We start from the raw sequence: 20,064 nt of genomic DNA, 5'->3' as shown, positions 1-20,064 counted from the left end.
CATAATATATGGTTCCTTGAGGTATTAAGCTCTTTTCATCTTCCATGTGAAGGACAAAATGGCCAGTACGAAAGTTGAAATAGCATATATTAAAACAATATAAAAATTATGTGCTATTTCTGCAAAATCAGACCCTTTCAGTAATGCTATCGATGCATCAACGCCGTGGGCAAATGGGAGTAAATAACCGATACCTTCAAAAACGCCCCCAATTTGTTTCAGTGGCGTCCATGCTCCGGAAAACAGACTGATGGCTGTAATGAGCAACGCACCAACACCTGATACCTGATTGACGGTGAACAATGCACCTGATATGATCCCAAGGCTGATGCATATAGATGCGATTAACAGGATCACCAGAAAGGATACAAAAATATTGCTGAAGGTAGCACCAAGAAATACTCCAACAATAAAACATACAATGATTTGCAAAATTGCCAGTGGTACAAACGGTAACATGTACGACATAATAAAATCAGACGGTTTTAAAGGTGCGGCGTAAAGCCTCATCAGAAAGGCGCTCTGCCTGTCCTTTGCAAGCAATATAGCTGAGAACATGATTAAAAAAGCAAAACTAAAAATCGTAATTCCTGGCGTTAATCTTTGAGGAGCAAACATCTCTGCCTGTGTACTCTTATAAATGGAAGAGAAAAGAATCAGCAGTGCAACCGGCATTACAATGCCAAGTAACATGGATACCGGATCACGGTATATCTCTTTTATATTTCTCCTTGCGAGACTATAGAATTTCATACGTTTACCTCCTCTCCCGTCAGATGAAGGAATACATCTTCCAACGTTGGCTCCATCATTTGTATCCCTGTAATTATTACTTTATTTTGTCTTAAAAGATCTACTATAGCATAAATATCCGGTTCTTTTGATTCTATCTCTATTCCCGATGATATTAAATTCACATCCATTCCTTTATTTTTTAGGGCATTTATCGTTTCATCATTTATGTTTTTGCCGGAAATTTTTATTGCGTTGTTCTTAACATATTTCTGTTTTAATTCATGCGACGTTCCTTTGGCAATAATATTCCCTTTATTCATTATGGCTATATGATCAGCCAATGCATCTGCCTCTTCCAGATAGTGTGTTGTTAATAAAATGGTTTTTTCATTCTTCAGTTTTTCGATATAATTCCAGACTGATTTTCTGGCGTGAGGATCAAGCCCCAAAGTAGGTTCATCAAGAAACAGTATTTGGGGATCTGAAACTAACGCCATGGCAATGCTTAATCTACGCTGCAATCCTCCTGATAATTTCCGGGCCTGGTCCTTCCTGTCTTCCAGTTCCAGTAATTGCATTAAGTCCCGGGCTCTCCTTTTCGATTCGTCATTTTTAAGTCCGAAAACCCCACCCATCAACAGGAGATTTTCCTTTGTGGTCAAATGACCAGCTATTGCATTTTCCTGAGGAGAAACGCCAATTATATGTTTTATTTTTAACGGATTTTCCGTAATACTGAAATTCATAACTGAAGCCTTACCAGACGTAGGCCGAGACAGACAACACAGCATCTTAATTGTCGTAGTCTTTCCGGCCCCGTTCTCTCCAAGTAAAGAAAAGATCTCACCTTGTTTGATTTCGATATTTATGCTGTTTACAGCAATCCTTTCTCCGAATTTCTTCATCAGATTTTCGGTCCATATCGCTATTTTGTCACTTTCCATAAATTCATATTTATTCAGATTCCAGACATGCACAATACTACCAAAATGGATTGAATTCTTAACTCATTACAATTGAAGATTAATGTATAAACTCCAATTGTAATATAAGATCATTCTTCAAGCAATGTTTACCGTAGACGGTTCCTTTAGGAACAGATTAACTTCAATTTTGGTGTATTATAGATGGCATCCTAAAGATATGGAATTGAGGGTAATAAAGCAATAGCGCTAGACATAAGAGCCAAAATATAAGACTGGTTTTGTGACGTTTATTGTTTGGATTACAAAATACCCATACGTCACCATAGCTTCAGACGCTTATGCAAAAGCTTCAGCGACAGCATGCAGAGAAAAGTAGACTGATACCCTCTTTTGATAAAGAGGGACATTGTGACAGACAAGCAAGCTGTCCTCCTTTGCGAACAAATTGTAAAACAAGCTGTTTTAGTTGTAATCTCTCCCAATAGCAAACAACAATCTAATTAGCCATGATACGTCAGTTCTTTCTATTCAACATGATTTTTATATTCCTGTCTCAACTAGTTGCCCAGGAGAACAGCAGTCAGAGAATACCAATGATCGGGACAGAAGCCCCTGATTTCAGGGCACCAAGTACGAACGGTCCCATTTCATTTCCGGGAGATTTTAAAGGCCAGTGGAAGATACTCTTTGCCCACCCGCGTGATTTTACCCCGGTATGTTCTTCGGAGATACTTGATCTCGCTTACAGGCAGAAAGAATTCAAGACATTGAATACTCAGATCGTAGTCCTTTCCGTAGACCGTATGGTGTCACATAGAAGCTGGAAAAAAGATCTGGAGCAAATAGATTATAAAGGAAGAGGCAAGGTAAAGATCAACTTCCCTCTTATCGTAGACAGCAGCTACAACATAGCCTACAAATACGGAATGTTAGATATAATGGCAAGTTCAGATCAGAGCGTCAGAGGTATATTTTTTATTGATCCACAGAACAAGATCAGAGCGTTTCAGTTCTATCCCAATGAAGTTGGGAGGAATACAGATGAAATCCTTCGAACATTGAAAGCCCTGCAGGCACATGACAGTAACAAAAATGTTGTTATTCCTGCTAACTGGCAACCCGGGGATGATGTTATGCTGCCCTCTCTTTCCCCTGATGACAAAGAAAAATTAAAAGAACATGATCCGGAGATTTATTATATCAACTGGTACATGATCTACAAAAAATCAGAATGACGTACTGCGCATAACCTCTAATATTAAGCTTAATCGCATAATTCATGAAATATTATATAGTTCCCTTCATAGTTTTCCTTATTCTGTTTTTTCAGAACACCCATGCGGAATCCGGCAATGGGACCATAAAAGGATATGTGGAAAACCCGGATAATGAACCAGCAGCATACTCCACTGCAGTATTGATGAACAGGGATTCGGTATTCATGAATGGCGCGCTTATCTCTGAGGATGGTACCTTCAGTTTTGATACGCTCGAAAAAGGTGACTATTATATCATGGTACGAAGCGTGGAATTTAATACTTATGTTTCAGACCTGCTAACCATCAAAGGAAATGAAACTATGGACTTGGACAGTATCAGGCTTAGTGCAAAAACAAATGACCTGAACGAAGTTGTTATCAAGGGAGAAAAGGCAATGGTAGAGATACATCCGGATAAAATGGTATATAACGTATCAGCCAGCGTAAACTCAACCGGAAACAACGCACTTGAACTGCTTGCAAAATCGCCCGGAGTCAGAATAGATCTGGACAATAATATCATCCTTCAGGGTAAATCCGGAGTGAAAGTTTACATTAATGGACGTCCTTCCAGAATTTCGGGAAGTGATCTGAGCAACATGCTTGAAGGAATGCAATCGGACAATATTGAGTCCATTGAAATTATTACCAATCCATCGGCGAAATATGAAGCCGAGGGCACAGGTGGTATCATCAATATAGTTATGAAAAAAGACCTCTCCAACGGCTTTAACGGAACACTATACGGAAGCCATTCCCGTGGTGTAAAACCCAGGTCAAATTTGGGAACCAGTATTAATTCCAACGGGAAGAAACTGAATATCTTTTCGAATATAAATTTTTCAGATAACAATTATACGTTCAACCTGGACGAAGTAAGGTTTCAGAATGATTATTCATTTGATATGCAATCCTTTGAACCCACACACAGAAAAGGTATAAGCTTCAATGGCGGAATGGATTATAAAATCAATAAGGAACACACCCTGAGCCTTGACACAAGGGTAATGATTAACGACCGGAGCATTGCGACAACAAGCAATACACTTATTAAAAATCTCAGTGGGATGGAGGCAGCTGAAACACTGCAGGCTGAAACGAACACAGATGGAACTACCAATAATATTAACGCTAACCTGCACTACAGTTTTGTCCCGAACAAATCCTCTGAATTCACAGCTGATGTCAGCTATGGGATATACTCTGCAAACCAGGCCACAGATCAGCCGAACTGGTACTACGATATGACCCATAACCTTTTGCGTAATTCGGAGAGTCAGTATAACACTTATACCGGCATTGACCTCTTTTCATCGCAGATGGATTATCATACTTCACTGGGAAAGACCACACTTTCAACAGGTGTAAAATATTCCTATATCAGCACCAATAATACCCTTGAATATTTTGATATAGAAAACAGCCTGCCTGTACCCAACACCGACAGGAGCAACGATTTTACCTATCTGGAAAAGATTGCTGCCGCCTATGCCATACTGAATATAAAACCGACGGATAAAATTGCAGCAAATGCCGGTGTCAGGGTGGAGAACACCTCCTCACTTGGGCAGCTTATCAGTGCCAATCCAGGACCTGATGACGTGGTACCCAGGAATTATACCAGTCTTTTCCCAAATATCAGCCTATCTTATGATGACAAGAAGAACCATGCCATCAGCCTGAGTTACGGACGTCGTATCACCAGGCCAAATTACCACGATTTAAATCCTTTTGAATCCAGATCGAGTGAAATTTCAGCATGGAAAGGAAATCCTTTCCTCAAACCCAATTATATCAGTAATTACCAGGTCAGCTATGCGTTTAAAAGAAAACTGGTTATTTCCAATACGTACAGTATTACAAAGAACTTCTTTGCCTATATCTTTCAGACTACCGGTGAGCAGAGCAGTATACTCACACCACAGAATATGGATAAAGCAATTGTAAACGGACTTTCAGTGAGTTATCCACTAAAGGTTACAAAATGGTGGGAATTCTCAACCTTCTTTATCTATAATTATGAAGCCTACAGTGGCGATATTGTAGGAACCCTGATCGATCTGGATGCTCATATCTTAAACTTCAGGATGCAAAATAATTTTAAACTTCCAAAGGGCATTCAAATGGAATTAACCGGATTTGCATCCAGTTCTAATATATGGAGGGGAAGCATCAGAATTGAAAAATATAACCGGATAAATCTTGGCATAAAGAAAAGTGTTTGGAAAAACAAATTATTGCTCCAGATTTCCGCCAGAGACCTTTTCGATACAGGAAGTAACTATCATTACACCAGTGATTACGGAGGAATGGATATTGATGGATATGCATTTTTCGATGGACGCAGAATATCATTTAATATAAGTTATAAGTTTGGCAACCAAAACCTCAAAGCAAGGAAAAGCAATTCATCACTGGAAAAGGAATTAAACCGTATATCAGATTGATCTGTTAAATCCATATTGATACCGTTAATTTTACTGATTTAAATCTTTTCATACGAATGCTTACTATTTTTTCTTTGTATTGTTTTTATTCGCTTTTTAATTTCCTGATAATGTGGTAATTATAATTATTTATTTTAATTTATTAACTTATAGATAATATTACCCTAATATTTCAGGAATAACCCATTGAATTAATTCAACAGAAGCAGATTCTCAACAGGTCGCTGAGAAAGGGTCCTGCCAGGACATACAAAACATATATTACTCTTTTATTGGTTGTTATATAAAACAAAACAGGTAAAACCACCGATTGACTGGATCTACACTAACAATAGTATCTAAATTCAAATAACGAACTTATTATATTTATATTATTATAATGCATATTCGTATTTTATACCGCTCATATTCAATTCCTTAACACACTAAAAAACAATTAATGAAATTACAAATAACTTTATATTAATATTAAAAACACACTATAAAAACAATCGGGATATGAAGCCGAAGGAGTATTATTCCTTTCAAAGCCCAATATTTGGTTTCAACAAACTTTCAATTGAAAATATCAACGCAATTTGCCTGGTCCGAACGAACCAATATATCCAATAACTAAGTACCAGAACTATTGAACGGTTCAAATAATTACCGTCAAAATTTGTGAAGGAATAAACAGCAGCAGATCAATTTTGAGACGATACCGTTCAAGATTGAGACGATACCGTTCGACATTAAGTAACAATCGCATTAAATTTATTACTGATTTGTGCCCCATTATGTCTTTTGGTGCAGGAAATAAATCTGCTTGGATACGTATTTAGAATTTGACTATTACAATCTTCAAACATAACTTACCATGAAACGATTATTACTCACCCTTGCTCTTTCAATAGCATTAATACTTACTTATGCTCAAAAAGATGAACAGATAAGAATACCAGAAAAAAATAATACTGTTTTGAATTTTGTTATGAATGATGAGTTTCAATTAGACAGCATTATTAGATATAAATGGGATATCATTATGGAAGAATGGATACCATCCTATCATTGTCCATTAATGGAATCAAATTGTTATAAGCCTAAACTGAATTATAAATATGACGAATTCGGAAATCTAATTTATGTGGCATCTTATGAATGGAATGATGAAATTAATAAGTGGGTAATTCTTGGTTGGGTAGAGCATGGATATAACAACAATGGCGATGTTATTTTGGAATTTTACAACCCGCAAGGGGACGCACCTGAAGGCTATAGATATGTTTATGATGATCAAGGGAATATTATTTTAAAAGAAGAATACGAATGGAGTAATACGAGAAATGATTGGATAAAAGTGCGGAAACACCAATATGTTTTTGACGAAAATGGGAATCAATTACTGTACATTTATTCATATAAAGATGAGCCATCTAACGAATGGATTAGTAAACGAAAATCAGTGTATGAGTATGAAGGTCAAAATAATAAAAGCCTTACACAGTATACTTGGGATTACACGGTAAAGGAATGGGTCGGTACTTATTTTACTGAATATAGTTATGATGAACGTGGAAATGAAATATTAACTATTCAATACGGATGGGATAAATATAATAGCAACTGGGTAGAATACAGAAAGGAGGTATATGTATATGATGACCAAAATAAACGTACATTAAGTGAAACATACGATTGGGATGCTATTGTTAACAAATGGATAGGAAATGAAATGTATAATAAACATGAAGTTGCTTATGATGAACAGAACAATACTATCCTACATATAAAACATATATGGAATAAGTTAACTAATAAGTGGGTATACGAATCAAAAGAAATTCGTGATTATGATACGTATGGGAATACTATATTACTTGAGAATTATATATGGGACAAGGCATTAAATCAGTGGATTGGGAAAAATATAAAAGAAGTTTCGGCATACGATGAAAAAGGTAATCAAATATTATCCGAAAATTATGAATGGGAAAATAATTTAAGGCAATGGATAGGTTTAGATAATAGGAGAGTTTATGAATTTGATAAATCTGGAATTAGCACATTAATTGAACGTTCTTATTGGGATATGACTACCCTAAATTGGATTATTGATTTTAAACGTAAAAATATTTATACATATGATGATAATGAAAATAAAAAATTATATGAATCGTATTTCTGTTTAGGAAGTGACAGTGTTTGGTTTAAAGATAGAATGAAAGAATACACATATAATGAAAATGGAAAACTAACATTTGTTGAAAGCTATTATAGAAGTGATTCAGACAGTATATGGAAAAAAACTAATATAACAGAATATGCATATGATGACCAAAATAATGTAATCCTCTACAAGTATTTTTATTGGCATGAAATTGATAATGTTTGGGTTGAAAAGGAAAAAGAAATATATGTTAATGATAGCCACGGAAATATATTACTTAAAGAGACCTATCTGTGGAATTCAACCGAAAAAGCATTAATCAAAAGAAATAAATATGAATATAAATATGATGAAAAAGGAAATATAATATCGGAAATCATGTATTATTGGAGTAATAACGTATGGCATGGAATTCATAATACGGAGTATCGTTTTGATGAATACGATAATAAAATATTACAATTAGATTATCGATGGATTGGTAATTGGCGAGGTGAAAAGAAAACAGAATGGTATTATTGCAAAAAAGGCACATCATACATTCAATTTCGTATTTCTGATAATTCATTAACCCTTGAAGCACCAGCCAATATCACTGCAACCTTTGATATAGCCTCAAACCTTGTCTGGTCAATATCAGGTTTAAATTCATGGCTAAATGCTGATATAACATCTGGAAATGGCAATGCTACCATAACACTTACAGCAGAAGAAAATACGGCTTTAGAACCAAGGATTGATACACTTTTAATATCAACCAATGAATTATCAGTCCGATATGTATTTGTTACTCAAAGTGGTACAGCATTAAGCATTAATGAAGAATATATTGATGAAATTAATATCTATCCTAATCCAGTTAAGAATGAGTTAGCGGTGAATCTTGTTAAAGATGTTGGTTTTGTTAAAGTATATGACCTCTCTGGCAAAAGGATTATGCAAGGAGTGATAACTGATACTGAAAATAGCATTAATGTTTCAGGCTTTGGTAATGGATTATATATTCTTGAGGTTGTTCAGGGTGATAAGGTCTATCGGTCAAAATTTGTGAAGCAATAAATCGCTTGATACCAATACCGGCGCAGTAATGTTGGAAATTTGTTGTTTAATACAGTAACTTTATGTGTTAATTAGTCCAACCTACCTCTCATTTTGCAGAATACATTCTGCTTATACGATTGATGTATTTATTCTTACCGACTTCTTTGTTTAATTAAATTCAGGATCATTATGAAAAAACTCGTTCTTCTTTCAGTTTTCATTTTAACTGTATGCTTTACCTATGGACAAAAACTTCAGAAAGATGGTGTGGTTTGTATTCACACCTTAACAGTAAATCTTAATCAGGATGTGAGCATGAGTCAGTATTTGGCTGTACTGGAAGATAAATTAATTCCGGTATACGAAAAACTTGCCGAATGTAAAATTTTTATCACCAAAGGACTTAACAGGGAAACTGAGGGACAATATGGAATGATATACGTTTATAAATCAAAAGATGTATTTAATACTTACTGGCAGGATGACGGAAGTCCTACTGAAAAAGGAGATGACGTGATAAAGAAATTACAACCCGCAATTGATGAACTGAATCAACTGGGGACCTTAAATGTAATAGTAAACGACTGGGCAATTAAGTGACATTAATTCCCCATCATTTGTATTTGTGTATTTTCGCTTTTCAGGACCTTATTGAACTTAAATAATCCTTTTTGGTCCCGGTACTGGTATGCCTGATGCATGAATGCCTGTAGTCTGAGTTCGATCGAGGTGTCCTCCTGCCCGTCATATGAAATGTGAACCATAGGAATATTCTGATGATCAGCCCTGAAACTATCTGCCACTGAACGTACTATTGTTCCCGGCATACAGGTAAAAGGTTCAATATTGGCAATACCGGATATGCCCCGCCCTGATAAAACCACTGACGTTCCAAGGTTCGGTGCCGGATCACCATCATAATGACGATGGATATACGGGCCGCAGGCTTCAAGCATTTCCATAACAGAAACTTCAAGGTTATTATCAAACATCTGGGATACACGCTTAACTATTCTTCTGGCTGTTATATTTTGTGTGAATTCCTGCAGCTGTGACTTCAGGATACCTGTACGATCACCTTTCCATCTGCTGTCACGCGTATATCGTAGCGTTGAATACACAACCCATTCAGAGATACCGGCAATCCATGTTTCAGCACCGAATTTTTCAAGCCTGTCAATTATGTAAGAGCTGCAGAAGGGGTTGTCCCGCATGAAAATTTCTCCGAGAACTCCGATAACAGGTTTACGCTTCCCGTTTGAAACAGGAATCTCCATAAACATGTGACCTATCTTCTCCAGGATCTCAGGAATCTCTTTTGAATCATTCTCAGCACATTTTTCCAATATTCCAAGGCCTTCCTTATAAATCCTTTCGGTATTTCCGGGAATGAGTTCATACGGTTTATGTTCCTGTTTAAATTTCCGTAAGACATCGTATGCCACAAACATTTTCCAGATTTTCAGACGAAGTTTTGTACCATGTCCTCCGGAGATATCTTCATAGCTGTTATCGTTGCTGGGTGAAATAATCTCTGCCTTTTCAAAGCCAAGCCTGTTAAACAGGATCCGCTGGAACTTATTATATTGCCCGAACCTGCAGGGGCCGTTATGATCCGGCATGAAAAAACTGACTTTAGAAGCATCAACTCCAGGTTCCATAAGTTTCTTCAGAAAACTACCCGTTGTACATATCATCGGAAAGCATTCTCTTGCAGAGGTATGTTTTCTTGCCAGTTCAATATCCTCCTGTGTCTGCATGGGAAGGGATTCAGATTGGATTCCAAAGCTTCTGCACGCTGCTGCCACAAGAACAGAGGCATCGCTCATGTACGGAAAGTAAAGTGTTCTGCCTTCCATCGGTGTATGAACGGATTTTCCGGGACGAATAATTTTCTTGGGCAGTTTATTCTTTTTTAAACCTGAACCTTTCAGGCTGTCCAGAAAAGCTTCATACCTGGTTATCATACCGGCATCTGCACTGTGCTCATCGATTTCAATCTCCATGTAGGGTTTCCCGGCCATTTCTTCATGAAAGAAGTGTGCCAGGAATGAATCCGGCCCGCAACGGAAATTTCCCATATAAACTGCATGGAGCTTTTCATGTTCTGAAATATACCTTGCCGCAGCCAGAATGCGTTGCCCGTTTGGCCAGTACATCTTTGAATATTCATTGGTGATATGCTGTTCCTCAATTGGAAGAAAATCCATAGGAACAGGTAATACATTAAGATTTATCAGTTTTTCAACAATACTCAGGTTTAGTGCAGGATCTCCGGTATTATAAGGTCGTCCAACAATTACGAGGCATTCCCTGTCAGCAGGAAGATTTTTAAGAACTTCACGACCACGCATGGCAACTTTTTGTTCGAATTCGGTTTGTTTCTTATCGGCATGATACATCGCCTTAGTGATCCTGCTCTTTGATATCTTAAATTTCCTGCCGAAATATTCATACAGTTCCTTAGCCGTTACCTTTCCAAAATACCTCATCGTGAGAGTCGGAATAAGCATCTTTCCCCTTTTGGATTTATCAACCGAGGCCTGAACCATAAAAGGGAATGACTGTACCCACGGACAATTACAATTGGAAGTTGGATTTTCCTCTTCAGCCTTATTATTAATAATAAATGGGGTGAAAACATAGTCAACTGTTTCATCATCCAGCAATTCATAAATATGACCATGCATGACCTCCACAGGGAAACACGTTTCAGCAACAATCAGGTTAAGTGCCTTCTTTACAGTCTGGCTGTTGGTTTTTTCCGATACGACAACCCTGGATCCCAGGTCTTCAAAAAATGTTCTCCAGAACGGAAATTGCTGGTAGTATATCATCAGTCCCCGCGGAATACCTATAGTTGTTTTTGTTTTATCAGGTTCCGGTTCCCTGTAACCATCCGTTAACATTGCAACTCGATCCTCAAACAGATTGGGAATGCCCTCTCCTTTACCTTTGCGTTCATCAAGTTCGTATTTCTCGCATCTGCCACCATAGTAGAGCGGCTTTTTCTCACCTTCAATGGTTACCCGTCTTATCTGGCACTGGTTTGAACAAGCTTTACACGTAAATTTGTCGACGGAATAAGGGACTTTACTGATGTCAAATCCCTTAAACCTGGTTTTGATGTTATTCTGTTTAACATAATCACGTGCCAGAATAGCGGCTCCGATAGCACCTGTAACATCAAAATGTGGCGGCAGATGCATCTTTTTGCCGGTCACTTTCTCAAATGCAGCAACCACAGCATGGTTATTCGTAACACCTCCCTGAAAAAGGATATGATCACCAATGCGTTTTTTACGAACCACCTTTTGGATATAATTATGCACGATGGAATAGGCCAGCCCTCCAACAAGATTTTCAGTTTCCACTCCTTTTTGCTGAAATGAGTTAAGGTCTGATTCCATAAAAACAGTACACCGGTCACCAAGTCCTGCAGGTTGCCTGGCATCAAGGGCCAGATTACCGAATTCTTCGATGATGTTTATGCCTAACTTTTCAGCCTGCTCTTCAAGGAACGATCCCGTTCCGGCAGCACACACCTTGTTCATCTCAAAATCAACCACAACACCATTGTCTATACTTATATATTTTGAATCCTGCCCCCCGATTTCAAAAATGGTGTCCACCTCAGGATCAAAGACTATGGCCGCTGTGGCCTGTGCTGTAATTTCATTCCTTATCAGATCGGCTCCTATAAAATCACCGGTCAGATACCTTCCTGATCCGGTTGTACCTGCTCCTTTTACCACTACACGTTCACCAACCTCTTCAAAAATTTCTGACATGCCCTTTCTGATGGCATCCAGTGGTTTACTTGCCGTGGGTAGATACCTTCTGGCTATCACCCGGTTCTCATCATCTATAAGAACCACATTTGTACTGAGAGAACCAATATCCAACCCGAGATATACCGCATAGTCATTTATACCGTCAGGAATCGGAAACACGCTTTTATCATGTTTCACATCAGGATTATGAAGCGGTAAAAAAGTTTTCCCCCTGGATTTTTCCCCGTTTATATATTCTTTCAGTCTTTGCGTCCCCCGGAAATCAACATTATGTTCTTCCGGCTTGTCAAACAGGTAATACAAGGTGCCAAGAGCACCCATGGAAGCATGATACACAGGAACTAGCAGGTCCCCGTTTTCCGCATGCAGTAATTCACGAAATGCACGTACCATCCCTTTATTTGCTGCAACACCACCCTGAAAAACGACCGGGAAACGAATGGTTTTACCGCGCCCAAGTGTACTGATGAAATTCCTGGCAACTGCAAAACAAAGTCCGGCCACGATATCATGTACAGGTGTGGCAATTTGCTGCAGGTGGATCATATCACTTTTAGCAAATACAGAACACCTGCCTGCAATTCTTGGTGGATTATCAGAACTGAGTGACAGCTCGCCAAATTCATCCTCAATGGATATCCCGATGCGCCTGGCCTGCTGATCCAAAAAAGAACCCGTCCCGGCTGCGCATAGGGTGTTCATTGAAAAATCAGATAACCTTGAAGCATTCTTTTCTACTTCTTCCATAAAGATCAGTTTGGAATCTTCTCCTCCCATTTCAATGACTGTTTTTACTTCCGGATGGAGTTTTGCCACAGAGGTTGACTGAGCCACAATTTCATTGATGTATTTCCCTCCGATAAGTTCTGATGCCAGCTTTCCTCCTGTACCCGTTAGTCCGATCAGACCTATTTTCTTCCCTGCATATCGTTTTTGCAAGTCACTCAATATGGTCAGGAACAATTCAAATGGTTTACCATGGCACTTGTCATACCTGTTCTCAATAATACGCTTCTTACTGTCCATCACCACAGTGTTAATGGAAATAGATCCCAGGTCAAAGCCAAAATGAATGGTGTTGGTAGCTGCTTTCATCATCTTCGGAATTAAGTTAAATCCTTTCTAAATGGATTTGAAAATAAAACGGACCCGAATTAATTCTATATGCAGATATAAATGGACTTTATCCTTTTTGAGGTTTTTTAAACGAACTTCACTCAAAGTTAAGCAAAAGAAAGAGTTAAAGCAATTTGTCACCCAATTTGGCATCTGTCCGGATGACACAAATATCCATGATCATAATCTGTAAGATCTGATTAAGGCATCCTGTCCAAAACTATCGCGGACTATTATTATGTATGAACCACAATTTTGAGACGATACCGATACATTTTGAGACAATACCGATGGACACGAGGGAATAACTTCCGTAACTTTAGATATAATTTGCCCCTGTTATCTCTCATTGCAGAATAAAATGTCTGATTACATGATGAATTTCTTTTTAATAATCCAAAGCTGGCATACCATGACGCATCCTACTTCCATTGTAGTCTCTGCCGTTTTACAGTTTCCTCAGGATGGTCCGTCAACGTTATAAATCAGGAGTGAACAATATAAAACAAAGGTCGTAAAGCACTGAGGTTATAAGCGGATGATAATTCAGGTTTATCCGGCTTAACATATTCTGTTTAGTATGCAAAATCACCATAAAATTGTCATGATCATCATTGCTGTTACAGTGATAATGTCATCCTGTTGTATAATTTATAATGTTCCTGATACGTCAGATTATAAAATCTTTCCATATCGTGTAATTAAAAATACGCCTGAATCCGTTTTTAATTTTCATAAACCTGAGCGATTAAATGATCTAGGATCAACCGTTTTTACGAATTATAATTTATTATTGCCCAATGTAGTAACTCTTGATACGTATCTTGAAGATTCAAAGACGGCAGCGTTCTTAATCATCAGAAATGACACGTTATTATATGAAAAATACAATAACGCCTATCAGGAAAGTTCTATTTTTAATACGTTTTCTGTTACAAAGATTTTTGTTACAACATTAACCGGGATAGCAATAAATGAGGGAATGATAAAAAATGTAGACCAGGCTATCACCGAATACCTTCCTGAATTGGCTGTAAAAGAAGGTTTCAGTAAAATAACTATAAAACATCTGTTACTGCATACCTCAGGCATAAAGTTCTCTGATGCCGAATTCAGTCCCTTTTCTGATAATGCAAAGTACTACTACACTCACCATTTAAGAAAGTTAGTGTTTAAGGCAGAGATATCCGAAAAACCCGGAGAGAAAACGCATTACAGCAGCGTTAATGTTCAGCTGCTAACTTTGATATTAGAAAGAGCAACAGGGGTTAGTGTATCAGAATATTTACAGGAAAAAATCTGGCAACCAATCGGAATGCAATATGAGGCAAGATGGAGTGTTGACAATAAAAGAAAAAATCCGATTGAAAAAGGGTTTTCAAATTTAAATTGTACCGCAATAGATATGGCAAAACTTGGCAGATTGTACATAAATAAAGGATTATGGAATAACAATCGGCTGTTATCTGAAGAATTTATAAATAATGCAACAAAAAGGGATACAACAGATGGCAGCTGCAGTGATTTTCAGTATAACATAAGATTTGATCCTTTACAGCCGGATTACTATTATGCCAGAGGTCTTTACGGGCAATTGATATTAATCTATCCTAAAAAGAAGATAATTATTGTGCGTACGGGCGAAACAGATTTAAAATACAATCCACAGTTTATGAATCGTATTGTTTTACAAATTATTGACCAGATTTAAAATTTTTAACGGAAAAGCAATCATCCATATATTGAATCAGGACCAAACCAGTGAATAACTAAATTTAATTTAAAAAGGCGCCAGATTGGCGACCTGAATCGTCCTGATTTCGGTTGACTGTTTTCAGAACTATACAAAAATAAAAGTCCCTGAAAACTTTGTTTTCAGGGACTTGCAGTAGCGGGGACAGGACTCGAACCTGCGTCCCGCCTAAGGCGGATATGAGCCCTCCTAATATTCTCTTATAATAACTTTTATTTCATTTCTGCCGATTCCAGATTTAAAGTATTTCTCCCTTCTCATTGCCTTTGACTTTTCGTGAAAGAATTCAATATATACCACAATCCATGGCCTAAACTTCTTAGTATACCCCTTTGTAGCATATTTATTGTGTGACCAAAATCTTGAAATCAGATCTGATGTAAATCCAACATATGTTTTTTTGAAAGATGGTGAAAACAGAACATAAACAACGAATTCCATAATTTAACCTTTAGGGCACAAAAAAAAGGATAACCGTTTACACAATCATCCTTATTTTTAGTAGCGGGGACAGGACTCGAACCTGCGACCTCCGGGTTATGAGCCCGACGAGCTACCAACTGCTCTACCCCGCAATATAATATCTTTAAGTAATACTTTTCTGTTTCATTTGCCCTTTGGCGGGTGCAAATATAAAATAAAAACAAGAACTGACAAAACCATCTCAAATAATTTTGCCAGTTCTTTAGCAATGATTAAAATTTGTTTCAATTAACCTATAATAACTCCTTAATTTTTTCAGTTGCTTCATCAATGGTGGTCACGCCATGAACCTTTAAGCCACTTTCCTGAATAATGGCAGCACCTTCTTCTGCATTGGTACCCTGCAAACGAACCACCATAGGAACAGCAATATCACCAAGGTTTTTATATGCCTGAACCACACCATTTGCCACACGGTCGCAACGAACAATGCCACCAAATATGTTGATCAGTACAATTTTCACACTTGGATCCTTTAATATAATACGAAGACCGGCTTCCACACGTTCAGCATTGGCACCTCCTCCAACATCAAGAAAGTTCGCCGGCTCACCACCTGAAAGTTTAATTGCATCCATGGTTGCCATGGCCAGACCTGCACCGTTTACCATACATCCAACATTGCCATCCAGCTTCACAAAGTTCAGACTGTGTTCTGCTGCTTCAAGTTCAGCTGGATCTTCCTCATCCTTGTCCATCATAGCTTCGAGATCAGGATGGCGGTACAAGGCATTGTCATCAATACTCATTTTGGCATCCACAGCCACAATATGATTATCCGATGTTCTCAGTACCGGGTTGATCTCAACCAGAGAGGCATCATTTTGCACATAAGTCTGGTAAAGTCCCTTTACGAACTTTATCATATCCTTTACGGCTGTTCCTTCCATTCCGAGATTAAAGGCGATCTTTCGTGCCTGAAAATCAGTCAACCCAAATCCGGGCTCTACGGTTTCTGTAAATATTTTTTCAGGGAATTTTTCGGAAACCTCTTCAATATCCATACCTCCTTCAGGTGAATACAAAACAATATTTTTCCCGGTTGCACGGTTTAAAAGAATGCTCATATAATATTCTTTCGGATCCTGCTTCCCTTTATAATAAACATCCTCAGCTATCAATATCTTTCTTACCAGCTTTCCTGCACTCCCTGTCTGGTTATTCACAATCTTCATCCCAAGAATGGCTGAAGCCTTATCCTTAACTTCATCGTGTGAAAATGCAACTTTTACGCCTCCGGCTTTCCCTCTTCCTCCGGCATGCACCTGGGCTTTAATAACCCAAACACCACCTTTGGTTTCTGACTCGATTTTTTGGGCCGCATCCATGGCTTCGTCCATGCTCGTAGCCACATAACCCAACTGTACCGGTACGCCATTTCTGGCAAGAAGTTCTTTACTTTGATATTCGTGAAGGTTCATACGCTTTTTGATTTTAACCTAATTAACGTTTTCTTTATGAGTTTGGTTCAGAAAGGATTTTTTTTAATGTAAGAAGCAAAAATTTATACCATACTTAGCCCAAAAACTTTCTGATAATTATTTAACCAATAAAAATAATAATTAATTCATTGCTTCAAACTATCACTCACATCATATTTAAGCAAATAAAAATTAACATTCAAATGCCAATATTTAATTTAATGTTTACTAAATATTATTTTTTTGAGCGAGAATAGCTATTTTTTTATGATAATATTTTTTTATTCGCAGTTTTTTTTATTTCTTTATGGTTCATAATCAACAAGATGCCATACAGAAGACTTCCAAACACAGACCAGGCCCGCTTGCGTTCTCTGCACAGAGCTCTGCAAAAGGGCGAAATTTTAGACATGTACGACCTTGCGTTTACTCAAAAAACGCTTGTAGAGATCAAATCTTTTCTCCCGTTGTTTGAAAAAGCTTTGTTTGAATACAAACAGGCGCATGAACTTCAGGTTGCCTCAAACCTAAAGTATCAGGAAAAAATTAAAAAAGCCAGATTGTACATCTCTCATTTTATTCAGGTCATGAACCTTGCGGTGATACGTGGTGAGGTTAAGGCTGTGAATCAGGAACTATACGGTCTTGAACCAAATACAAAGTCAGTACCGGATTTAAGCTCGGATGACTCGCTGATTCATTGGGGTCATAAAATCATAGAAGGTGAGCGCCAGAGAATATCACAGGGTGGAACTGCTATTTACTCTCCGTCCATTGCCAATGTGAAAGTTCATTACGATATATTCCGAGACGCTTACAATAAACAGAAAGTGTTACAGAATAACACGGCACGTTACCTCGAAAACATTGCCGGATTACGCAACAGGGCAGATGACATTATTCTGACTATCTGGAATGAGGTGGAAAGGCATTTTGCAGAAGTTGAAGATCCTGACAGGCGACTTCAAAAATGTCGCGACTACGGACTGATCTATTACTACAGAAAAGGTGAAAAAGTCGACAATGAGTAATCCACGCCGACAGACTCCGTGTAAATTACAACATACGAATTAGGAATTACGAGTAAACAAAAAATCGTTTTACGTGACTCTAATAACTTATCACTTACAACTAACTACTTACACTTAATCCACATACATCCCTTCAATAAGCTCTTTATACTTTTCGAAGATGATTTTACGACGCAATTTTAATGTGGATGTTAGTTCACCGGTTTCAACGGTAAACGGATATGGCAGAAGCTTAAATTTCTTTATCTGTTCAAAGCGAGCAAATTCTCTCTGTATCTTCTGCAACCTATCTTCAAAGAAACTTATAATTCCCGAATGGCTCAGTAACTCTTCAAGGTTATCATAGGCAATATTCATTTTCTGCGCATATTCCTTTATGGCCTGAACCGAAGGTGCAATTAACGCGATAATATATTTTTTACGATCCCCAAACACAGCAATCTGTTCAATATATTTATCCATCGCCAGTTTCGCTTCAATATAATTAGGTGCCACATATTTACCTGTTGCTGTTTTATAAAGCTCCTTTATACGTTCGGTCATAACAAGGTTGCCATCTTCACCAAAATATCCGGCATCACCTGTCTTGAACCATTCGCCATCAAACACTTCGGCAGTTTCAATAGGCTTTTTATAATACCCTTTCATTACCGTTTTGCCTTTCACCATGATCTCATTGTTCTCCCCAACCTTAACCTCCAGATCAGGCATCGCTTTACCTATTGAGGCCAGGTTAAAATCATAATACCGATTTACTGTAACAGTGGCTGTAGTTTCAGATAATCCGTATCCAATCATAAGATGGATACCCATGCGATGAAAGAATGTGGCTACTTCGGGGGCAATAGCCGCTCCGGCACACGGAAAGAATTTTGCATTTTCCAGGCCTGCTTTTTTCTTTACCTTTGAATACACAATGGCATTCGCAACCGCATGCTGTAGTTTTAACATCACTCCAGGTTCTTTTTTAACCCGTTTATGGTTCATATAGTAGGAATCCCCAACTTTTAGAGCCCAGTTAAAAATCTTTTTCTTAATGGCAGGACCGTTATTTATATTTTCATTCACTGCACCATAAACCTTTTCCCAAAACCGGGGCACGGTACACATAAATGTAGGCCTGACTTCTGCCAATGTAGTCTGTATTTCTCTTGGATCATGGTTAAAATAAATGGTCATACCACGGTTCAGACACATATAGATCCATCCTCTTTCAAAGATATGACTCATGGGAAGAAAAGCTATTGAGGTATCACCCGGGTTCATATCCAAAAGGATTTCATGCGTACGCAACGTTTCAGCAAAATTGGCATGGGTCAGCATAACGCCTTTCGGAACACCAGTGGTTCCTGATGTATATATTATGGTTGCCAGATCCTCCATTGAAGCATCCCTGCGCCTTTTTTCCAACTCCTCGGCCTTATTAGCAAATGAACCGGCACTAACAAAGGTTTCGAACGACATATCCGGTTCTTCAGGGGATTCCGGTTCGGCAAAAACGATAACCTGCTTTAAGGAGGGTAGTTTTTCCCTGATTGCATTTATTTTGGTGTACTGCTCATTTTCACCTACAAATACAATGCGTGATTCTGTCTCGTGCAGAATATATTCAGCCTGCACCTCCGGTGAGTTGGCATATAAGGGTACCGTTACTGCCCTTATTGAAAATACTGCCATATCAGCGACCAGCCACTGTGGCATATTTTCTGCCCAAATAGCGACATTATCTCCCGACTTAACACCAAGATCAAGTAATGCAAGAGCTGTTTTGTTTACTTTATCATAAAAATCCGGCCAGGATAGTGCTTCCCAGGTATGCTTTTTTTCATTTTTCCATTTTAGGATATCCAGGCCGGTGTGTTCATTTACCTTCTGAGCCAGAAACCTTCCCCAATGATCGTAGTTCATT

At 38.0% G+C, this 20,064-nt stretch carries 12 protein-coding genes and 1 tRNA gene; 6 read left to right on the top strand and 7 right to left on the bottom strand.

The features are described 5' to 3' along the window. Nucleotides 1-24: 24 nt before the first annotated feature. Nucleotides 25-753, bottom strand: coding sequence for an ABC transporter permease (locus ACE1ET_RS15555; protein WP_375729344.1), 729 nt, complete (start codon nt 751-753; stop codon nt 25-27). After that, nucleotides 750-1,679, bottom strand: coding sequence for an ABC transporter ATP-binding protein (locus ACE1ET_RS15550; RefSeq protein WP_375729343.1), 930 nt, complete (start codon nt 1,677-1,679; stop codon nt 750-752). The genes ACE1ET_RS15555 and ACE1ET_RS15550 overlap by 4 nt, the downstream gene beginning before the upstream one ends. A gap of 515 nt (nt 1,680-2,194) precedes the next feature. Here ACE1ET_RS15550 and ACE1ET_RS15545 point away from each other — a divergent pair. The 4 genes from ACE1ET_RS15545 to ACE1ET_RS15530 all read left to right on the top strand — a co-directional run bounded on the left by ACE1ET_RS15545 (nt 2,195) and on the right by ACE1ET_RS15530 (nt 9,157). After that, complete coding sequence (locus tag ACE1ET_RS15545) at nt 2,195-2,896, top strand: peroxiredoxin (RefSeq protein ID WP_375729342.1); 702 nt, start codon at nt 2,195-2,197, stop codon at nt 2,894-2,896. Between the two features lie 44 nt (nt 2,897-2,940). After that, entirely contained in the window at nt 2,941-5,367 is a 2,427-nt protein-coding gene (locus tag ACE1ET_RS15540; protein ID WP_375729341.1) for a TonB-dependent receptor domain-containing protein, read from the top strand. Between the two features lie 856 nt (nt 5,368-6,223). Next, nucleotides 6,224-8,575 (top strand): T9SS type A sorting domain-containing protein, encoded by a 2,352-nt coding sequence (locus ACE1ET_RS15535; protein ID WP_375729340.1) that lies wholly within the window; start codon nt 6,224-6,226, stop codon nt 8,573-8,575. A 171-nt stretch (nt 8,576-8,746) separates the two neighbouring features. Further along, nucleotides 8,747-9,157, top strand: coding sequence for a hypothetical protein (locus ACE1ET_RS15530; RefSeq protein ID WP_375729339.1), 411 nt, complete (start codon nt 8,747-8,749; stop codon nt 9,155-9,157). 2 nt (nt 9,158-9,159) lie between these two features. On the opposite strand, the gene ACE1ET_RS15525 is transcribed toward ACE1ET_RS15530, so the two are convergent. After that, nucleotides 9,160-13,449 carry an acyl-CoA dehydratase activase gene (locus ACE1ET_RS15525; RefSeq protein ID WP_375729338.1) on the bottom strand — a complete coding sequence of 1,430 codons (4,290 nt, stop codon included), beginning with the start codon at nt 13,447-13,449 and terminating at the stop codon, nt 9,160-9,162. Between the two features lie 598 nt (nt 13,450-14,047). On the opposite strand from ACE1ET_RS15525, the gene ACE1ET_RS15520 reads away from it, so the two are divergent. Next, entirely contained in the window at nt 14,048-15,178 is a 1,131-nt protein-coding gene (locus ACE1ET_RS15520) for a serine hydrolase domain-containing protein (RefSeq protein ID WP_375729337.1), read from the top strand. A gap of 231 nt (nt 15,179-15,409) precedes the next feature. Here ACE1ET_RS15520 and ACE1ET_RS15515 read toward each other — a convergent pair whose 3' ends face one another. The 3 genes from ACE1ET_RS15515 to sucC all read right to left on the bottom strand — a co-directional run bounded on the left by ACE1ET_RS15515 (nt 15,410) and on the right by sucC (nt 17,124). Next, the gene (locus tag ACE1ET_RS15515) at nt 15,410-15,661 is read right to left on the bottom strand and encodes a GIY-YIG nuclease family protein (protein WP_375729336.1); all 252 of its coding nucleotides are present in this window, start codon (nt 15,659-15,661) and stop codon (nt 15,410-15,412) included. 61 nt (nt 15,662-15,722) lie between these two features. Then, nucleotides 15,723-15,795, bottom strand: a tRNA-Met gene (locus ACE1ET_RS15510). Nucleotides 15,796-15,936: 141 nt separating this feature from the next. After that, nucleotides 15,937-17,124, bottom strand: coding sequence for an ADP-forming succinate--CoA ligase subunit beta (gene sucC / locus ACE1ET_RS15505; RefSeq protein ID WP_375729335.1), 1,188 nt, complete (start codon nt 17,122-17,124; stop codon nt 15,937-15,939). Nucleotides 17,125-17,450: 326 nt separating this feature from the next. Between sucC and ACE1ET_RS15500 the strand changes: the two genes are divergently transcribed. After that, entirely contained in the window at nt 17,451-18,155 is a 705-nt protein-coding gene (locus ACE1ET_RS15500) for a hypothetical protein (RefSeq protein ID WP_375729334.1), read from the top strand. Between the two features lie 114 nt (nt 18,156-18,269). On the opposite strand, the gene ACE1ET_RS15495 is transcribed toward ACE1ET_RS15500, so the two are convergent. Then, nucleotides 18,270-20,063 (bottom strand): AMP-dependent synthetase/ligase, encoded by a 1,794-nt coding sequence (locus tag ACE1ET_RS15495; RefSeq protein ID WP_375729333.1) that lies wholly within the window; start codon nt 20,061-20,063, stop codon nt 18,270-18,272. Between the last annotated feature and the right edge of the window lies 1 nt (nt 20,064).

The sequence above is a fragment of the Quyinboa mangrovi genome (assembly GCF_042219825.1).
GTDB lineage: Bacteria > Bacteroidota > Bacteroidia > Bacteroidales > UBA5342 > JBHJHP01.
Note: the sequence above shows the minus strand (reverse complement) of the source record. Positions and strands in the feature narration are given on the sequence as shown.